This window comes from Pantoea sp. MT58, assembly GCF_014495885.1.
Classification (GTDB): Bacteria; Pseudomonadota; Gammaproteobacteria; order Enterobacterales; family Enterobacteriaceae; genus Pantoea; species Pantoea eucalypti.
Window position 1 is genome coordinate 1,977,300 of sequence record NZ_CP061083.1, and the last position, 17,586, is coordinate 1,994,885.

The 17,586-nt window shown below is 54.3% G+C and carries 18 protein-coding genes; 8 read left to right on the forward strand and 10 right to left on the reverse strand.

What is annotated here, in order from left to right; translation table 11 throughout:
• Nucleotides 1-52: 52 nt before the first annotated feature.
• Genes sapF through sapA form a run of 5 tightly spaced genes read right to left on the reverse strand, consistent with a single transcriptional unit; the run spans nucleotide 53 to nucleotide 5,318 of the window.
• Nucleotides 53-856, reverse strand: a complete 804-nt coding sequence (sapF, locus tag IAI47_RS09360; RefSeq protein WP_003853814.1) for a putrescine export ABC transporter ATP-binding protein SapF — start codon at nucleotides 854-856, stop codon at nucleotides 53-55.
• Between the two features lies 1 nt (nucleotide 857).
• Entirely contained in the window at nucleotides 858-1,853 is a 996-nt protein-coding gene (gene sapD, locus IAI47_RS09365) for a putrescine export ABC transporter ATP-binding protein SapD (protein ID WP_003853811.1), read from the reverse strand.
• Nucleotides 1,854-2,744 (reverse strand): putrescine export ABC transporter permease SapC, encoded by an 891-nt coding sequence (sapC, locus tag IAI47_RS09370; RefSeq protein ID WP_008925263.1) that lies wholly within the window; start codon nucleotides 2,742-2,744, stop codon nucleotides 1,854-1,856.
• The gene (sapB, locus tag IAI47_RS09375) at nucleotides 2,731-3,696 is read right to left on the reverse strand and encodes a putrescine export ABC transporter permease SapB (RefSeq protein WP_003853807.1); all 966 of its coding nucleotides are present in this window, start codon (nucleotides 3,694-3,696) and stop codon (nucleotides 2,731-2,733) included. Before sapB ends, sapC begins: the two co-directional genes overlap by 14 nt.
• Entirely contained in the window at nucleotides 3,693-5,318 is a 1,626-nt protein-coding gene (gene sapA / locus IAI47_RS09380) for an ABC transporter substrate-binding protein SapA (protein WP_003853805.1), read from the reverse strand. Before sapA ends, sapB begins: the two co-directional genes overlap by 4 nt.
• A 494-nt stretch (nucleotides 5,319-5,812) precedes the next feature.
• On the opposite strand from sapA, the gene IAI47_RS09385 reads away from it, so the two are divergent.
• Nucleotides 5,813-7,048 (forward strand): MFS transporter, encoded by a 1,236-nt coding sequence (locus IAI47_RS09385; RefSeq protein WP_008925261.1) that lies wholly within the window; start codon nucleotides 5,813-5,815, stop codon nucleotides 7,046-7,048.
• Nucleotides 7,049-7,154: 106 nt separating this feature from the next.
• Here the strand turns inward: IAI47_RS09385 and pspF are convergent, their stop codons facing one another.
• On the reverse strand, nucleotides 7,155-8,156 hold the full coding sequence (gene pspF, locus IAI47_RS09390) for a phage shock protein operon transcriptional activator (RefSeq protein WP_008925260.1): 1,002 nt from the start codon (nucleotides 8,154-8,156) through the stop codon (nucleotides 7,155-7,157).
• A gap of 163 nt (nucleotides 8,157-8,319) precedes the next feature.
• Here pspF and pspA point away from each other — a divergent pair, with 163 nt between their 5' ends.
• Genes pspA through IAI47_RS09420 form a run of 6 tightly spaced genes read left to right on the forward strand, consistent with a single transcriptional unit; the run spans nucleotide 8,320 to nucleotide 12,334 of the window.
• On the forward strand, nucleotides 8,320-8,985 hold the full coding sequence (pspA, locus tag IAI47_RS09395; protein ID WP_008925259.1) for a phage shock protein PspA: 666 nt from the start codon (nucleotides 8,320-8,322) through the stop codon (nucleotides 8,983-8,985).
• Nucleotides 8,986-9,020: 35 nt separating this feature from the next.
• Nucleotides 9,021-9,248: an envelope stress response membrane protein PspB gene (pspB, locus tag IAI47_RS09400; RefSeq protein WP_003853799.1), complete on the forward strand. Its 228-nt coding sequence runs from the start codon at nucleotides 9,021-9,023 to the stop codon at nucleotides 9,246-9,248.
• Nucleotides 9,245-9,595 carry an envelope stress response membrane protein PspC gene (gene pspC, locus IAI47_RS09405; RefSeq protein ID WP_003853797.1) on the forward strand — a complete coding sequence of 117 codons (351 nt, stop codon included), beginning with the start codon at nucleotides 9,245-9,247 and terminating at the stop codon, nucleotides 9,593-9,595. The genes pspB and pspC overlap by 4 nt, the downstream gene beginning before the upstream one ends.
• A 54-nt stretch (nucleotides 9,596-9,649) precedes the next feature.
• Nucleotides 9,650-9,898, forward strand: coding sequence for a phage shock protein PspD (gene pspD / locus IAI47_RS09410; protein WP_003853796.1), 249 nt, complete (start codon nucleotides 9,650-9,652; stop codon nucleotides 9,896-9,898).
• Entirely contained in the window at nucleotides 9,879-11,276 is a 1,398-nt protein-coding gene (locus tag IAI47_RS09415) for a YcjX family protein (protein ID WP_008925258.1), read from the forward strand. Before pspD ends, IAI47_RS09415 begins: the two co-directional genes overlap by 20 nt.
• Nucleotides 11,273-12,334, forward strand: coding sequence for a YcjF family protein (locus IAI47_RS09420; RefSeq protein WP_003853794.1), 1,062 nt, complete (start codon nucleotides 11,273-11,275; stop codon nucleotides 12,332-12,334). Before IAI47_RS09415 ends, IAI47_RS09420 begins: the two co-directional genes overlap by 4 nt.
• A gap of 43 nt (nucleotides 12,335-12,377) precedes the next feature.
• On the opposite strand, the gene IAI47_RS09425 is transcribed toward IAI47_RS09420, so the two are convergent.
• From IAI47_RS09425 to IAI47_RS09435, 3 genes are read right to left on the reverse strand one after another with little or no spacing between them, the layout of a single operon-like run.
• Entirely contained in the window at nucleotides 12,378-13,796 is a 1,419-nt protein-coding gene (locus IAI47_RS09425) for a hypothetical protein (protein WP_008925257.1), read from the reverse strand.
• Nucleotides 13,797-13,844: 48 nt separating this feature from the next.
• Nucleotides 13,845-14,795, reverse strand: a complete 951-nt coding sequence (locus tag IAI47_RS09430) for a glycosyltransferase family 2 protein (protein ID WP_008925256.1) — start codon at nucleotides 14,793-14,795, stop codon at nucleotides 13,845-13,847.
• Nucleotides 14,795-15,151 (reverse strand): GtrA family protein, encoded by a 357-nt coding sequence (locus IAI47_RS09435; RefSeq protein ID WP_008925255.1) that lies wholly within the window; start codon nucleotides 15,149-15,151, stop codon nucleotides 14,795-14,797. The genes IAI47_RS09430 and IAI47_RS09435 overlap by 1 nt, the downstream gene beginning before the upstream one ends.
• Nucleotides 15,152-15,380: 229 nt before the next feature.
• On the opposite strand from IAI47_RS09435, the gene tyrR reads away from it, so the two are divergent.
• A complete protein-coding gene (gene tyrR / locus IAI47_RS09440) occupies nucleotides 15,381-16,946 on the forward strand; it encodes a transcriptional regulator TyrR (RefSeq protein ID WP_008925254.1) in 1,566 nt (521 codons plus the stop codon).
• 50 nt (nucleotides 16,947-16,996) lie between these two features.
• Here tyrR and tpx read toward each other — a convergent pair whose 3' ends face one another.
• The gene (tpx, locus tag IAI47_RS09445) at nucleotides 16,997-17,500 is read right to left on the reverse strand and encodes a thiol peroxidase (RefSeq protein ID WP_003853783.1); all 504 of its coding nucleotides are present in this window, start codon (nucleotides 17,498-17,500) and stop codon (nucleotides 16,997-16,999) included.
• Nucleotides 17,501-17,586: the final 86 nt, after the last annotated feature.

Here is a 17,586-nt window from a genome sequence, read left to right on the forward strand (position 1 = left end):
CTCTCATAAATCAGGTAAATCGCCCCGCAATTTCCGCGATATGCAGCAAAAATCAGCGCTCACGCCGCCAGGCTTCGGCACTCAGTGCTTCGCCAAAGTGGCTGCTGATCAGCCGTCGTGTCAGATCATGCAGCGGGGAGGCCAGCACGTCCGCCGTGCCGCCGCGCTCGACCACTTCGCCCTGATGCATCACCAGCACTTTATCGCTGATGTGCTTCATCATGCCCAGATGCTGCGTGACATAAATGTAGGCGATCCCGTGCTTCTCCTGCAGTTCCAGCATCAGATTCACCAGCTGAGATCGCATAGTCATATCCAGCGAGGCCAGCGCTTCGTCGGCCACAATGACTTTAGGCTGGAGGATCAATGCACGCGCCAGACCCAGACGCTGTTTCTGACCGGGCGCCAGCATGTGAGGATAGTACCCGGCATGATCGCGCAGTAAGCCAACCTGACGTAGCGTAGCAATGATGCGTTTCTCGCGCTCCTCCGCATTCAGCTCGGTATTGAGCCGCAATGGAAACTCCAGGATCTGACTGATGCGCTGTCGCGGATTCAGTGAGGTTGAGGGATCCTGAAAAATCATGCGTATGCGCTGACTGCGATAGCCATAATCGCCGAAGGTCAGCGGATGATCGTCAATCAGAATCTCACCTTCAGTGGGGGCGACCATGCCGCTGAGCATCTTCGCCAGGGTGGATTTACCCGAGCCGTTTTCGCCGATAATCGCCAGCGTCTGTTTCTCACGCAGGGTAAAGCTTACCGATTTCACTGCTTCAACGTGCTGACGGCGAAACAGGCCCGTACGGTAGCGAAAGGTTTTGCTCAGGTTGCGCACTTCCAGCAGGGTCTCCATGCTACTGGCCCTCCATATTCAGCGGGAAATGACAGGCGTAGAGATGGGTTTTGCTGCCGGTGAGCCGAGGCGTTTCAATACATTTACGCTGGGCATAGGGACAGCGAGGCCCCAGACGACAGCCAATCGGTAAACTCTCCAGCGACGGAATCGCGCCCGACAGGGTATTAAGACGGCTTTTGTGCGGCAGGGCGCGCCCAAAATCGGGCATGGCCCGAATCAGCGCCTGGGTATAAGGGTGATGCGGCGTACTCATCAAATCTTCGCTCTGGGCGGTTTCCACCGTCTGACCGCAGTACATCACGTTGATTCGATCTGCCCACTGACTCATTGTGCGCAGGTCATGGCTGATCAGCAGAATAGTGGTGTTGTTATTCTGGTTGAGGCGGCTCAGCAGGCGGAAAATCTGCGCCTGGGTGGTCGGTTCCATGGCATTTGTTGGTTCATCCGCAATCAGCAGGCGCGGCTGGTTAGCCAGCGCAATGGCGATCATCACTTTCTGGCACTCACCTTCAGTCAGCTCATAAGGGAAGCTGCGCATAATATCTTTGTGATCTTTAATGCCGACACGATGCAGCAGTTCGATAGCGCGGGTTTTGCGCCAGAACCAGAAGCGTTTCAGCCATGGCCCTTTGTACGTCCAGCGCGGGATCACCTGCATCAGCTGGCGACCAATGCTCTCTGAGGGATCCAGACAGGATTGCGGCTCCTGAAAAATCATTGAGACGTTGTGTCCGATAATGCGACGACGCTCGCGCGGCGATAAGCGCAGCAGGTCCACATCATCAAACACCATGCGGTCAGCGGTAACACGCCAGTTATCGTTGGTGACGCCGCAGATAGCTTTGGCGACCAGACTCTTGCCGGAGCCGGATTCTCCGACCAGTCCCCGGACTTCGCCTTCGCCCAGCGTCAGATTAACGCGGTCAACGGCTTTGACCGGCCCGTCAGCGGTCATAAATTCAATGGTGAGATTACGGATATCGAGTAACGGCATTTATTCCACTCCCGCTTCGACGGCGCGACGGATGCCGTCACCGAGCAGGTTAACAATTAATACGCTCACCATCAGCGCCACGCCGGGCAGCATAACGGTCCAGGGTGCGACGTAGATCAGCTCCAGTGAATCGCCGAGCATCGCGCCCCATTCCGGCGAAGGCAACTGCGCGCCAAGGTCGAGAAAGCCAAGTGCGGCAATGTCCAGAATGGCCATCGACAGCGCGCGGGTTATTTCGGTAATCAGCAGCGGCAGAATATTGGGCAATATGGCATAGCGCAGAATGTTGCGACCGCGAGCGCCATCAAGGCGAGCAGCCACCACATACTCCTTTTCCAGCTCATCATGCACGGCGCTGTATATTTCGCGGACCAGACGTGGCATCAATGCCAGCCAGACGGCCAGCAGCGCATGTTCGAGTCGTGGCCCGAGAAACGCCACCACGATAATCGCCAGCAACAGCGACGGAATCGAGAGCAGGGTGTCCAGGACATGGTTCATGACGGCCGAGCGGATACCGTGCGTCATGCCCGCCAGCACGCCCAATACCAGCGCACCGAGGGTGGCGGAGATCGTCACAAGAATCGCTGAACCCACTGTGGGGCCTGCGCCACTCAGCAGGCGGCTCAGTACATCGCGACCCAGATCGTCAGTCCCGAGAAAGAACGAGACATCACCGTAGCGTGACCAGGAGGGCGGCAGCAGCTGATAGCCCAGGAACTGCTGGTCAATACCGTAGGGTGCTATCAGCCCGCCAAACAGGCAGAGCAATAAGATTGCGCCAAAGCCATACAGTCCGACCATTGAAATCGGGTTGCCGTAGAAATGATGCCAGCTCTGACGAAATGCGCTGGGCAGGCGTTTTTCGGCGTAGATATTATCGGACGGCATACCATTCCTTATGTTTCAGCGGATTCATGGCCGCGCCAATGACGTCAGAAATCACATTCACCAGGATCACCAGTCCGCCAATAACCATGACACCGGCTGAGATCGCCGCATAATCCTGCTGGCGAATCGCGTTAATCAGCCAGCGTCCAAGACCAGGCCAGTTAAAGACCATCTCCGTAATCATCGCCAGCGTCAGCATGGTGGAAAATTGCAAGCCAAGACGTGGAATCACCGGCGGCAGCGCGTTATGCAGCACGTGGCGGCGGATGACGGTAAAGCGTGAAAGACCGCGCGTGGCGGCCGCTTTAACATAATTTTTGTCCATCACGTCGCTGGTGCTGTTGCGCAGCAGACGTATCACCTCTGTTGTCGGTGCCATCGCCAGCACCAGCACCGGCAAAATAAGGTGCGAGAGGACACTGATAATCATCTCATGTCGCCACGGCGAACGACTCAGCCAGGCGTCAATCAGCGCAAAACCAGAGACGTTCTGAACCGGATAAAGCAGATCGTGGCGACCTGACACTGGCAGCCAGCCCAGCGTCAGCGAGAAAAAGAGCGTCAGAATCAGCGCCAGCCAGAAGATCGGCGCAGAAAAGCCAATCAGCGCCAGCGCACTGATGGTTTTATCCTGCCATTTGTTGCGCATCACACCGGCACAGATTCCCAGCGGAATGCCCACCAGCAGCGCAAACAGAAACGCCAGGATACAGAGCTCCATGGTGGCCGGGAACACCTCGCGCAGCTGTAAACCAATCTCCTGACCGTTAGTGCTGGAGACGCCGAAATCAAACTGCAGCATCCCTTTAAACCAGAACCACCAGGCGTCCGAGAGTGCAGCGCCTTCCAGCGGCGCATTAGGGGTAAAATAGCTCAGGCTGAAGCTGACCAGCGACAGCAGAAACAGGGTGATGAGCAGCAGTAGCAGGCGCCGCAAAATATAGATAATCATTTACTCCCCTCATCAGCTTCACGATAAACCCCGGCAAACGAGGCGTTGCCAAACGGACTCAGCACCAGCCCCTTGATATCATGACGAAACGCCTGGAGCCGCAGAGAGGATGCCAGCGGCAGTACCGGTAACTCCTGTGCCAGAATCTGTTGCGCTTTGTCATAGCTGTCGATGCGGCCCGAAAGTTGTTGTGATAACAGGGCGTTCTGCAGTGTTTCGTCAAAGGCCGGCGAGCACCAGTGCGCGTAATTGGTCTGTGAGCGAATCGCCGCACAGCTGAGCAGAGGACGGAAGAAGCTGTCAGGATCGTTACTGTCAGTGGCCCAGCCTGACAGCGTCAGATCATGATTCATCGCCATTAGCTGCGCCTCCTGGAAACGGCCTTCTACCGGTACAATCGTCAGCCGCACACCAACCTGTGCCAGATCTGCCTGTAACAATTCGGCGGTTTTAAGCGGGCTGGGATTCCAGGACTGCGATGCCACTGGCACCACCAGTCGCAGATGCAAATCGCTGATGCCCAATGCCGCCAGCGCGGCCCGGGATTTATCCGGATCATAGCTGGTAATACGCGCATCATTGTCATAGGCCCAGGAAGCGCGCGGTAATATGGAGGCAGCCGTTTCGGCGGTGCCGTAATAAATCGACTCCATCAGCCGCTCATTGTTGATTGCCAGCGCCAGCGCGTGACGCACTTCAGGACGGTCGAGCGGCGGCTTGCGGGTATTAAAAGCCAGATAGGCGATGTTCATGCCAGGACGCAGGGTCATCCGCAGGCGCGGATCATCGCGCAGAATGCTGAGCTGGCTGGCCGCGGGATAGGCCAGTACATCGCATTCGCCGGTTAACAGTTTGGAGAGCCGCCCGGTACCGCCAGACCCCAGATCGATTACCGCCTGTTGCAGACGCGGAACACCCTTCCAGTAATGAGGATTGCGCGCCAGACGGATGTACTGGCCGGTGCGATATTCGCTGAGCTGATAAGGGCCGGTGCCAACGGGTTGCCTGTCCATCTCTTCCTGGTGTCCCTGCGCCGTCAGCTGGTCGGCATACTCCTTCGACAGCACCGGCGCATAGTGGGTCGCCATGTGCCACAGGAACGACGCATCCGGGCTGTTGAGTCTGAACTCAACCGTCCTGCTGTCGATTTTCTTCACGCTCTGCACTGAGTCGGAAAATTGCAGGCTATCAAAATAGGGATAATTACCGCCGTTGACGTTATGCCAGGGGTGATTACGGTCAAACATCCGCTCGAAGCTGAAAACAACGTCGTCTGCGTTCAGCGGCCGGGTAGGGTGGAACTGATTGGTCTGCTGAAACTGCACGCCGCCACGCAGATGAAAGCGATACGTTGCGCCGTTGTCGCGCACTTCCCAGCTGGACGCAAGATCGGGTTTGAGACGATAGGTGTAGGGATCAACATCCAGCAGGCGGTCATAAAGTTGTGCCGCCAGGGTATCGACAGTCAGCCCGCTGCTGGCCATCTGCGGGTTAAAGGTATTCAGCGTGCCGCTGACGCAATAGACAAAGCCGGTCTGGCGGATATCACCCGCAGGCGCTGACCACGCAGGGGCACTCAACACGCTGAGGCTGAGCAACAGCGAACATAGTAGTTTTGACATAGAACTCAACGATTTTGAGGCATTAGGCAGAGTGTATCTCAAAGCGGGCATTGTCCCAAAACCTGCAGCGGCTACCAGGCTGTTTTTCATCCTGCATCAGGAAAAAGAGCGCAAAGAAGGTGTGGTAATGAGAAAAATTCTCAACGGGTGCTTTACAAATGATAATAGGAATGATTATTATTCATATGCACTTCGACGGTGGCTCTGCCGAAGAAGAGCACGACATTGCTCACATTGCTTCCAGTATTGTTGCCCGCCTCATGGCGGGCTTTTTTTTGTCGGGTGCATAGCTCTGAAGAGCAGGATCACCGCTGACTGAACAGGTGCACTGATTGCGGTTTTGCATGAAAGCATGGGGATGGAAAAAGAGTAAAACAGAATGATATCTGTAATGGCCTGGCATTTACCTGAGCAAGACCGGCTTAAAACCGGACTTAACTATTACAGAAACGCCGTTACTATAAGCACAACCTCTGCCCAACCAACGCCGGACAATGACTGAATTCCAGAAAAGCGCTCAGGCTTTCCACTATCCCTCCTTTCGTTATCTGTTTTTCGGACGTTTGTTTACCGTGCTGGGCAATGGAATCGCGCCCATCGCGCTGGCCTTTGCAGTTCTGGATATGGATGGATCTGCCTCTGATTTAGGCGTCGTGGTGGCATCCCGCTCCCTGTTCAACGTGCTGTTTCTGCTGGTGGGCGGTGTGGTTGCCGACCGCTACTCACGTAGTCGGGTATTAGTTGTATCGGCGCTGATAGCTGCTGTTTCTCAGGCTTTCGTTGCGTGGACTGTGCTTGAGGGTTCAGCCACAGTAATCAGCCTCACCTTGCTGGGCGCGCTGAATGGCGCGGCATCGGGGATTGCTCTGCCAGCTTCCTCTGCGCTGGTTCCGCAGGTCGTGCCTGCACAGCACCTGCGTCAGGCCAATGCTTTCATTCAGCTCAGTGTTTATGGCGGCACGGTACTGGGAGCGTCGCTGGGAGGCGTGATGACCAGTGCTGTCGGGCCGGGCTGGGGGCTGGCGATAGATGCGTTGGGATTTGCGGTCTCCGCGCCGCTTTATTTCCTTATGCGTGTGAGCCCGAATAAGGGCGGGACGATGCAAGGCAATATCCTGCGCGATATTAAAGAAGGCTGGGCAGAATTTGCCGGGCGAAGCTGGATTTGGTCGATAGTCCTTCAGTTCGCCATTATCAACGTCGCGTTTAATGGCATTGTAGAAGTCTATGGCCCGATAATTGCTGACGCCTCTTTCGGGCGGGCGCAGTGGGGGATGATTGTGGCCGCCCAGAGTGCAGGTTTAATTGCTGGATCATTTCTGGCTATGAAATGGCATCCACGTCGTGATCTTCTGATTGGCGCTATGCTGGCAGGTCTCTGTGCACTCCCGATAATGATGCTAGGCCTGAATGCATCAGCAGCATGGCTGATTGCAGGGTTCTTTATCGCTGGCGTTTCATTAGGCCTGTTTGGCGTAACCTGGGCGCATTCATTACAGACTCATATCCCAGCCGATAAACTGGCTCGCGTGTACGCGTATGATGCGATGGGTTCCTTTATCTCCATTCCTATTGGTCAACTGGTTGCGGGGCCGCTGGCGGCACAATATGGGACAGACAATGTTTTGCTGATGTCAGCACTTGCCGTGGTCATGGTGACAGCTGCTGTCCTGCTGGTTCCGACCCTCAGGCAACCTGACAAAATGGGCACCAGGCCGCATAACACGTAATTGCTGTTTTTGTTCCTGCTAAAGCAGCCTGGACGTTACCAGACAGTTTTGACAGCGATTAACCAGAAAACATAACGCATAGACAAAGATGTCATCGTCGACCTGTCTAGTTTTCGGCTTTTATGTCGTGCTTTTTCATCATCGCGCGCAGCTGATGATAGGTAACACCTAACAACCCGGCGGCGCGGCGCTGGTTATAGCGTGCCTGTTGCAGGCTGGCTTCCACCAGATCCCGCTCCTGTCGATTCTGCCACTGGCGCAGATCCAGCGGCAGGGCAGGCAGGTCGTTACTCTCCGCGTTCTGACCGGCACGGAGGAGCACAACCGGTTCAGAACGTGAAGCAAACGGGTTAATAATGACGTTATCCAGCAACTGCTCGCTGCTGTTATGACGATAGACTGAGCGTTCCACGACGTTCTTAAGCTCACGGACGTTGCCGGGCCAGTGATAATCAAGCAGAGTCTGCTGCGCCTGAGCGGTAAAACCAGGAAAAAGTAACAGGCCGAGTTCGCGGCACATCTGGATGGCAAAATGATCGGCCATCACCAGAATATCGCTGCGGCGTTCGCGCAGGGGCGGTAACTGCACCACATCAAAGGCCAGACGATCCAGCAGGTCGGCACGGAATTTCCCCTCTGCCGCCAGCGCAGGGAGATCCTCGTTAGTGGCGCAGACCAGCCGCACATTCACCTGCAGGGAGTGATTGCCGCCGACACGCTCCAGCTGCCCATATTCAATTACCCTGAGCAGCTTTTCCTGCACCAGCATCGGCGCGGTTGCCAGCTCATCCAGAAACAGCGTGCCACCATCAGCCCGCTCAAAACGTCCGAGATGGCGCTTCTGCGCACCGGTAAAGGCACCGGCCTCATGACCAAAGAGTTCAGAATCGAGCAGGTTCTCATTCAGCGCGGCGCAGTTCAGCGAGATAAACGGTCCCTGCCAGCGGTCAGAGAGATAGTGCAGACGGCTGGCGATCAGCTCTTTACCCGTTCCGCGCTCGCCAATCACCAGAACCGGCTTTTCCAGCGGAGCCAGTCTGGAGACCTGCTCAAGAACCTCCAGAAAATTGTTCGACTCACCTAAAAGATTATCGTTAGTGCCTGTCATGATGAATTTCGCCATCCCTTAATCATTTTGACTATCTTAAAATATGCGGACGAGGCTGTAAAATATCAAATTCCTTAAAAAACAATGCGATAAAAATTGGCACGCATCTTGTATTAACTAAGCAGGGCAACACGTTTTAAAACATTAAAAGAGGAACATCATTATGGGTATTTTTTCTCGTTTCGCTGACATCGTAAATGCCAACATTAATTCCCTGCTGGAGCGTGCTGAAGATCCGCAGAAACTGGTCCGTCTGATGATTCAGGAAATGGAAGACACCTTAGTCGAAGTGCGTTCCACCTCTGCGCGGGCGCTGGCTGAGAAGAAACAGCTGTCACGCCGTATTGAGCAGGCAGAGATCCAGCAGGCCGAATGGCAGGAAAAAGCGGAACTGGCGCTACGCAAGGATAAAGATGATCTGGCGCGGTCAGCACTGATCGAAAAACAGAAACTCACTGACCTTATCGCTTCTCTGAAACAGGAAGTGGGCCAGGTGGAAGAGACGCTGGAACGTATGAAAGGCGAAATCAGTGAGCTGGAGAAAAAGCTGACTGAAACACGTGCCCGCCAGCAGGCGTTAACGCTGCGTCACCAGGCGGCCTCTTCATCACGCGATGTTCGTCGTCAGCTGGACAGCGGTAAAATCGACGAGGCGATGGCCCGGTTTGAATCTTTTGAACGACGCATTGACCACATGGAAGCGGAAGCAGAAAGCCACGGTTTCGGTAAGCCAAAAACCCTGGACCAGCAGTTTACTGACCTGAAAGCGGATGATGAAATCAGCCAGCAGCTTAATGCGCTGAAAGCCAAAATGAACCGCAGTGAGTAATCATCGACGTTGCAATAAGTGATTAAGGAGAGTCAATGAGCGCACTTTTTCTTGCCATACCCTTAACGATCTTCGTGCTGTTTGTCGCACCGATCTGGTTATGGTTGCATTACAACAACAAACGCAACGGCGGTTCGGAACTGTCGCAAAGCGAAATCCAGCGCCTGCAGCGTGTTACGCAGGATGCACAGCGGATGCGTGAACGTATTGACGCGCTGGAAGCGATTCTGGATGCCGAACACCCTAACTGGAGGCAGCCATGATGAAAGGCCGTAAGTTGTGGCGCAAGCCTGACGAAGGAAAGTTGATGGGCGTCTGTGCGGGTCTGGCGGAGTATCTCGATATTCCGGTGCGTCTGCTTCGGGTCATTGTGGTGTTATCACTATTCTTTGGTCTGTTTATGTTTACGGTGGTCGCCTATTTCGTGCTGGGTTTTGTGCTGGATGTGAAACCCGCCAATGTCACGGAGGACGAACGTCAGCCCAGCGCCAGCGAGCTGCTGGACCAGCTGGAGAGTGCGCTGCAGCGTGATGAGCGCAGCGTGCGCGACGTGGAGCGTTATGTGACGTCTGAAACTTTCAGCGTACGCAGCCGCTTCCGCCAGATTTGATTATATTATTGCCGGGCCGTTACGGGCCCGTCCGCTCTCTCAATGGAGGTGTTGATGTCTTTTTCGCGATCCACTGCTTTTCGCCACCGCGCGGCACCTGCATTGAAGTCGGCGGCTAAATTTATCATTATCAATGCTGTTACCTACGGTCCCGCCGGTGTCACTGGCTGGGCGGTGAAATCGGTAGCGCGACGCCCGTTACGTCTTCTGCTGGCTGTGGCACTTGAGCCATTGCTGAAACGCGTGATGAATCGGGTGGCATCGCGCTTCATCAGGGAGAACGATGAAAAGACTGCAAACTGAATTAATGGCATTAATGAACCGTGGCGTTGATCGCCACCTTCGGCTGGCGGTCACCGGATTAAGCCGCAGCGGTAAAACCGCCTTTATTACCTCACTGGTCAATCAGCTTTTAACGGTTCACAGCGGCGCACGTTTGCCGCTGTTTTCCGTTGTGAGGGACGAGCGACTGTTGGGCGTCAAACGGGTGCCGCAGCGGGACATGGGAACCGCGCGCTTTACCTACGACGAAGGCCTGGCACAACTCTACAGCACGCCGCCCGCCTGGCCGACGCCCACCCGTGGCGTCAGCGAAATGCGTCTGGCGCTGCGTTACCGTCCCAATGATTCGCTGCTGCGTCATTTGAAAGAGACGGCAACACTCTATCTGGAAATTGTCGACTATCCCGGAGAATGGCTACTGGATCTGCCGATGCTGGCGCAGGATTACCTCGCCTGGTCACGGCAGATGAACGGTCTGCTGCAGGGCGATCGTGCGGAGTGGGCAAAACCCTGGCGCACGCTCTGCGAAAAACTCGATCCGCTTGCTCCCGCCGATGAAACCCAGCTGGCAGAGATTGCTGCGGCCTGGACTGACTACCTTCATCGCTGTAAATCTGAAGGCCTGCATTTTATTCAGCCTGGCCGGTTCGTGCTGCCTGGCGATATGGCAGGCGCGCCTGCGCTGCAGTTTTTCCCCTGGCCAACCGCTGATGAAGCGCAACTCACTAAGCTGGCGCAGGCGGATAAGGGGAGTAACTTCAGCATGCTGCAGCAGCGCTTTAACTACTACTGCCAGCATGTGGTGAAGGGCTTTTACAAAAATCACTTCCTGCGTTTTGACCGCCAGATCGTGCTGGTTGACTGCCTCCAGCCCCTGAATAGTGGTCCTCAGGCGTTTAATGATATGCGGCTGGCGCTGACTCAGCTGATGCAGAGCTTTCATTACGGCCAGCGCACCCTGTTTCGCCGGCTTTTCTCACCGGTGATCGACAAATTACTGTTTGCGGCGACTAAAGCGGATCACATCACCAGCGATCAGCACGGCAACATGGTCTCGCTGTTGCAGCAACTGGTGCAGGATGCCTGGCAGAACGCCGCGTTTGAGGGGATTAGCATGGACTGCATCGGACTGGCATCAGTGCAGGCGACACAGAGCGGCCTGGTCGACCACCGTGGCGAGAAGATCCCGGCCCTGCGCGGTCACCGGCTGGATGATGGAGAACCGCTTACCGTCTATCCGGGTGAAGTCCCGCCGCGCCTGCCTGGCAATGCCTTCTGGCAGCAGCAGGGTTTTCAGTTTGAACAGTTCCGGCCGCAGCAGCTCGACGTCGACCGTCCACTGCCGCATATCCGCATGGATGCCGCGCTGGAATTTTTATTGGGAGATAAATTGCGATGAGTGATCCGCTGAAGCCGCGTATCGATTTTGCTCGTCCGCTGGATGAGAGCACCACCACGCCGCTGCGTCCGGCGCAGACCTTTGAAGCGGACGCGCAGGCTGCGTTTCTGGCAGTGCAGGATGAAGATGTTGCCGTAGAAGAAGAAGGTGCAGGGGAGCGCGCAGTGGAAGCGGCTCTGAAACCTAAACGCAGTCTGTGGCGCAAAATGGTGACCGCAGGCGCACTGCTGTTTGGCGTTAGCGTGATTGCGCAGGGGGTGCAGTGGACGCATGACGCCTGGCTGGCACGCGACTGGTTTTCACTGGGGAGCGGCGTAGCAGGCGGACTTATTGTGCTGGCGGGTGTCGGCGCGCTGACCACTGAGTGGCGTCGGCTCTACCAGCTGCGTCAGCGTGCCGAAGAGCGGGATGTGGGCCGGGAGCTATTGCACAGTCATGGTATCGGTAAAGGTCGGGCATTCTGCGAAAAGCTGGCCCAGCAGGCTGAACTGGATCAGGCGCATCCGGCCCTGCAGCGCTGGCATGCCTCGCTGCACGAAACCCACAATGACAGCGAAATCGTGCGCTTGTATGCGCAGCTGGTGCAGCCCGTTCTGGACAGGCAGGCGCGGCGTGAAATCAGTCGTCATGCTGCGGAAGCAACACTGATGATTGCGGTCAGTCCGCTGGCACTGGTGGATATGGCGTTTATCGCCTGGCGTAATCTGCGGCTGGTCAATCGCATCGCGGCGATATACGGCATCGAACTGGGCTACTTCAGCCGTATCCGGCTGTTCCGCCTGGTGCTGCTCAATATGGCTTTTGCCGGCGCGTCCGAACTGGTGCGGGAAGTGGGAATGGACTGGATGTCGCAGGATATCGCTGCCCGGCTTTCCACGCGCGCTGCCCAGGGCATTGGTGCAGGCCTGCTGACTGCAAGGCTGGGCATCAAAGCGATGGAGCTTTGTCGTCCACTGCCGTGGCTGGAGCAGGATAAGCCACGGCTTGGCGATTTTCGGCGCGAACTGCTGGGCCAGCTGAAAGAGGCACTGCAGAAGGGCGGTAACAAATCAGCCTGAATCTCGCGTGACACATTAAAGGCGGCATAGCCGCCTTTAATGATCAGTGAGGCTGGCGCAGCACCTGCCGTGAATCGATAATCAGACACTCACCCGGACAGGCGGATTCATCTGTAATCACCGGATTTGCAGGCAGCGTAAAGGCCATGCCATTTTTCTCCCTGATAAAATGCGCCATCCCGGCAAATGTCCAGGACATACTCAGGCCCAGCCCCCCGAAATCATCATACTTCCGCAACGTCGCAACCTTCGGCAGGTATTCACCGGTCAGGCGATAATAGAGCGCCCCTTTAAATTCCTTTGGCACCTGCCGGGTAATCGCCTGATCGAGCAGGGCAAACTCTTTACGAGCCGGCACGGAATAGCCGTTGATTAAATGACTTATCGACAGTGAGGCGGCAGCGATCACGAGCAGCGCATAAAATGCATTTTTCCATTTTAATTTTTTGCTGATTTCAAACAGGCCGAGAATAAACGCACTGGTGGTAATCAGCGCACCGGCAATCAGGGTGCGGTAAGCCGCCATGCTTTCACTGACGATCAGATTAGGCAGTGCGGCGATCAGCAATAAAACAAACATCAGATAGAATTTGTCGTTACCTGCTGCTTTAATTTTTTTCAGTCCAGACCCAATAATGATCGATGAGATGATCACCGACACCGTTTTTGCGCCGAGGTCAAAATTACATATAACGTTCTTAAGGTATTCGGTGAAAAACCATTTCAGCTTAACCGGGATGTCGTAGCTGAATGCTGAACGTGGCAACGTATGACCATAAAGCTGAACGGGCAGTACCTTTGACGCGATCAGCGCAGCGAACATACCCGCACCCAGAACCATCAGTGAGATCACTGCACGTTTCGTATCGACTTTTCTTTCTGAAAAGCAGAGGTCAAGCGCGGCAAAGAAGGTAAAGGTCATCGCTGCCGGTTGATAAAGACAGAAGGCAAGGGTCAGCAGACAGAACGCGATAAGGCGACTGGTCATGCCCGTTTTAATGGAAAAACGGTAACTTGTTCCCGCCAGCAAAATTGCAGCGATATAGGGGAAACAGGATGCCCAGGCGATATAAACCTGGAAGGAAGGCAGCAGACAAAGCAATAGCGAAAATGTGATTCGCTGAGCCTGACTCTCAAGAAGTGCCATTTTCTGACACAGGGTATAAATGTAATACCCGGTAAAAATGAGCAGAACAATCGAGACTGAACGCAGCAGTGCCAGACGTTCTACACTCCCGACCAGAAAGGAAGCGCTGTACTGGATAATGCCATAAACCGGCCTGCCGGATAATGTGTCCCAGTTTAAAATACTGAGCCTGTCAAAATTAGCCCAATAGAGATTCGTCCAGTCATCGGTATAGGCGTAATGCGTTAAATAAGCGGGGCTGTATGCAAGCAGAAATACTGTCGCAAAAAGCAAAAACACCTTATTGCGGCTTATGCCGTTATCAGTGGCGAACATCTGTCATCCTTTTTAATCTGACCATTTCTCTGAGTCTGAACGGGCCGTTTAGTCGGTGTCCTGAGAGGGGGTTATTTTTGTCGGTGCCACTTTTCGCAAAATATAGCGAGGCCGGTTTTTAGTTTCCATGTAGATGCGGCCAATATATTCGCCTAACACGCCAATGCCAATAAGCTGAACGCCACCCAGAAAGAGCACGGAGACCAGAATTGAGGGATAGCCTGGCACCGGGTTACCGAACAGCAGTTTATCCGCGATCATCCAGAGACCATATAAAAAGGCCAGTGAGGCCACCAGAAAGCCCAGGTATGACCAAATCCGCAGCGGAACGGTAGAGAATGAGGTCAGACCCTCCAGCGCAAGATTCCACAGCTTCCAGCCGCCAAATTTACTGCGGCCTGCGATCCGCTCCGTTCGCGTATATTCCACAATATCCGTCTGTCCGCCGACCCAGCTAAGAATGCCTTTCATAAAGAGATTCTTCTCAGGCAGCAATTTAATATTCTCAACGACTTCACGCGACATCAGCCGGAAATCACCGACATTCTCTTCAATCTGCGGATGGCTGATGCTGTTATGCAATTTGTAAAACCAGCGGGCTGTTTTGCGTTTGAGGTGGCCATCGGCACTGCGGTCAATCCGTTTAGCTAACACAATATCAGCCCCAGCCTGCCACTTCCGGATCATCTCGGGAATAATCGCGATCGGATCCTGCAAATCCACATCTATTGGGATAACCGCATCGCCGGTTGCGGCTTCCAGTCCGGCAAACAGCGCCGGTTCTTTGCCGAAATTTCGAATAAACGACAAGCTGTGCACCAGCGGATCGCACTGGCTGAGTTGGGTAATCAGCGCATGCGTTGCGTCTGTACTGCCATCATCAATAAATACGATCTCAATCTGCCAGGCGGCCAGTGCGTCATCTTTTCTGACCGCGTCATAAAAAAGAGGGATGACATCCTCTTCATTGAATACCGGTACCACCAGAGAGATTTTCATTATTCTCCTTTGAAAACGATAAAGCGGGAAAAAAGAAAGCCACACGCCAGACTGATAGCCGAGGAGGCGATCAGCGTAATAAGGGGATAGAAGCCAAAATGGTCAGCCAGATAACCTACGCTGAAAGCCATCGCACCCATAAAAACGACGTAAATAAGATAACGCCAGGCCGTTGCCTGCTGCTCAAAGGTCCAGCGCGCATTAACGAAAAAAGAGAAGGTAACGGCCAGGCTAAAAGCAATCAGGTTAGCGGTCGACTGGAATAATCCAAGGCTGAGGCAGATAAAAAAAGTCACCCAATGGATCAGGGTATTCACCAGGCCCACAGTCAGATATTTTGCGAAGAAAGTCAGCATATTATAATCAATTCTAATCAGTTGAGAAAAATATACAGCAATCAGTCTCTAATCAACAGTCTGGTACTGACAAAAGCTGACAACCAGCGATCGATACCGGAATTCAGCCGGTCAGTACAAAACTCCGCCATACACGCTTAAGCTGTCAACTTTTCCTGACAGATCCCTTTCTACCGGCGCATCACTTAGCGTAATATTCATTTATCTGAACCTGATTAAGGCGAACGCAATGCGTCTGGAAGTGTTCTGTCAGGACCGCATCGGTCTGACGCGTGAACTGCTCGATCTGCTGGTGGCACGCAACATTGATTTACGCGGTATTGAAATTACGGCGCTGGGCCGCATCTATCTGAATTTTTCGGCACTGGAATTTGACGCTTTCAGTAATCTGATGGCAGAAATCCGGCGTACACCGGGCGTAACAGATGTGCGCACGGTAACGTACATGCCTTCGGAGCGTGAACATCGCGCGCTGAGTGCCTTACTGGTGGCCATGCCAGATCCGGTTTTCTCCATCGATCTGAAAAGCAAGGTGGAACTGGCTAATCCGGCGGCACAAAACCTGTTTAATCTTGATGAAGAGAAAATGCGCAATTTCAGCGCCGGCAACCTGATTAATGGCTTTAACTTCATGCGCTGGCTGGAAAGCGATCGGGTTGAGGCGCAGGCGCAGCATGTCGTCATTGAAGGGCGCGATTTTCTGATGGAAGCGCGTCCTATTTATCTGCCGGGTGAAGAGGGCCAGAACGACAGGCCGGTCGGGGCGATGGTGATGCTGAAGTCAACCGCTCGCATGGGCCGTCAGTTACAGAATCTGGTGGTCACCGACGAATCCGAGTTTGACCATATCATTGCCGTCACGCCGAAGATGCGTCAGGTGGTCGATCAGGCGCGCAAACTGGCGATGCTGGATGCGCCGTTACTGATTGTCGGCGATACCGGCACCGGGAAAGATATGCTGGCACGCGCCTGCCATCTGCGCAGCGCCCGTGGGAAAAATCCTTTCCTGGCGCTGAACTGTGCCTCATTACCCGACGACGTTGCGGAAAGCGAGCTGTTTGGTCATGCCGCCGGTGCCTATCCGAATGCGCTGGAAGGCAAGAAGGGCTTTTTTGAGCAGGCCAATAGTGGCTCGGTATTGCTGGATGAGATTGGCGAGATGTCGCCGAGAATGCAGACCAAGCTGCTGCGTTTTCTCAATGATGGCACCTTCCGCCGCGTCGGTGAAGAGCATGAAGTCCATGTTAATGTGCGCGTAATCTGCGCTACGCAGAAGAACCTGATTGAACTGGTGCAACGCGGTGAGTTTCGCGAAGATCTTTTTTACCGGCTCAATGTGCTGACGCTGCAACTGCCCCCGCTGCGCGATCGACCGCAGGATATCCTGCCACTGACCGAGATGTTTGTGGCCCGCTTTGCGGATGAGCAGGGGATGGCCCGGCCGCGACTCTCGCCACAGCTCATTGCATTTCTGACGCGCTACGCCTGGCCTGGCAATGTGCGCCAGTTAAAAAATGCGTTGTATCGCGCGTTAACCCAGCTGGAAGGATATGAACTGCGACCGCAGGATATTGTGTTGCCTGAACAGACACTGGATGTATCGCTGGGCGATGAAGCACTGGAAGGAACGCTGGATCAGATTACCAGCCGTTTTGAGCGGTCAATACTGACGCGGCTTTATCTCTCCTATCCCAGCACCCGAAAACTGGCAAAACGTCTGGGTGTTTCCCATACCGCGATTGCCAACAAGCTGCGTGAATATGGTCTGGGACAGAAGCGCACCGAAAGCGAATGATCGGTAAGCAGAGAGCAGGAAGCGGATAACCAGGTTATCCGCTTTTTTTATTACTTCAGCGCGGCCAGGGCAGCGTCGTAATCAGGCTCAGTGGTGATTTCATCAACCAGCTGGCTGTAAATCACTTTATCGTTCTCATCCAGAACGATCACCGCACGTGCGGTCAGGCCTTCCAGCGCACCATCAGCAATTTCTACACCATACTCATACTTGAATTCTGAGCCGCGCAGCGTCGACAGCGTCACCACATTGCTCAGGTTTTCCGCGCCACAGAAACGCGACTGGGCAAAAGGCAGATCGGCAGAGATGCATAACACCACGGCGTTATTCAGCTCGCTTGCCGCCTGGTTGAATTTGCGCACTGATGAGGCACAGACACCGGTATCAACGCTTGGGAAAATGTTCAGAATTTTGCGTTTTCCTGCATACTCAGAGAGCGCAACGTTAACCAGGTTCTTTGCTACCAGCGTGAAAGGCTTAGCTTTATCGCCAGCCTGTGGAAACTGACCTGCAACCGGAACGGCATTACCCTGAAAATGAACAGTCTGAGACATAGTGATTCCTTTTGATGATAAAAAAGATCTGACACAAAACGGCTAAAGATAGCCGTTGTTTATGACATAAATGTTAAGGGTTTACG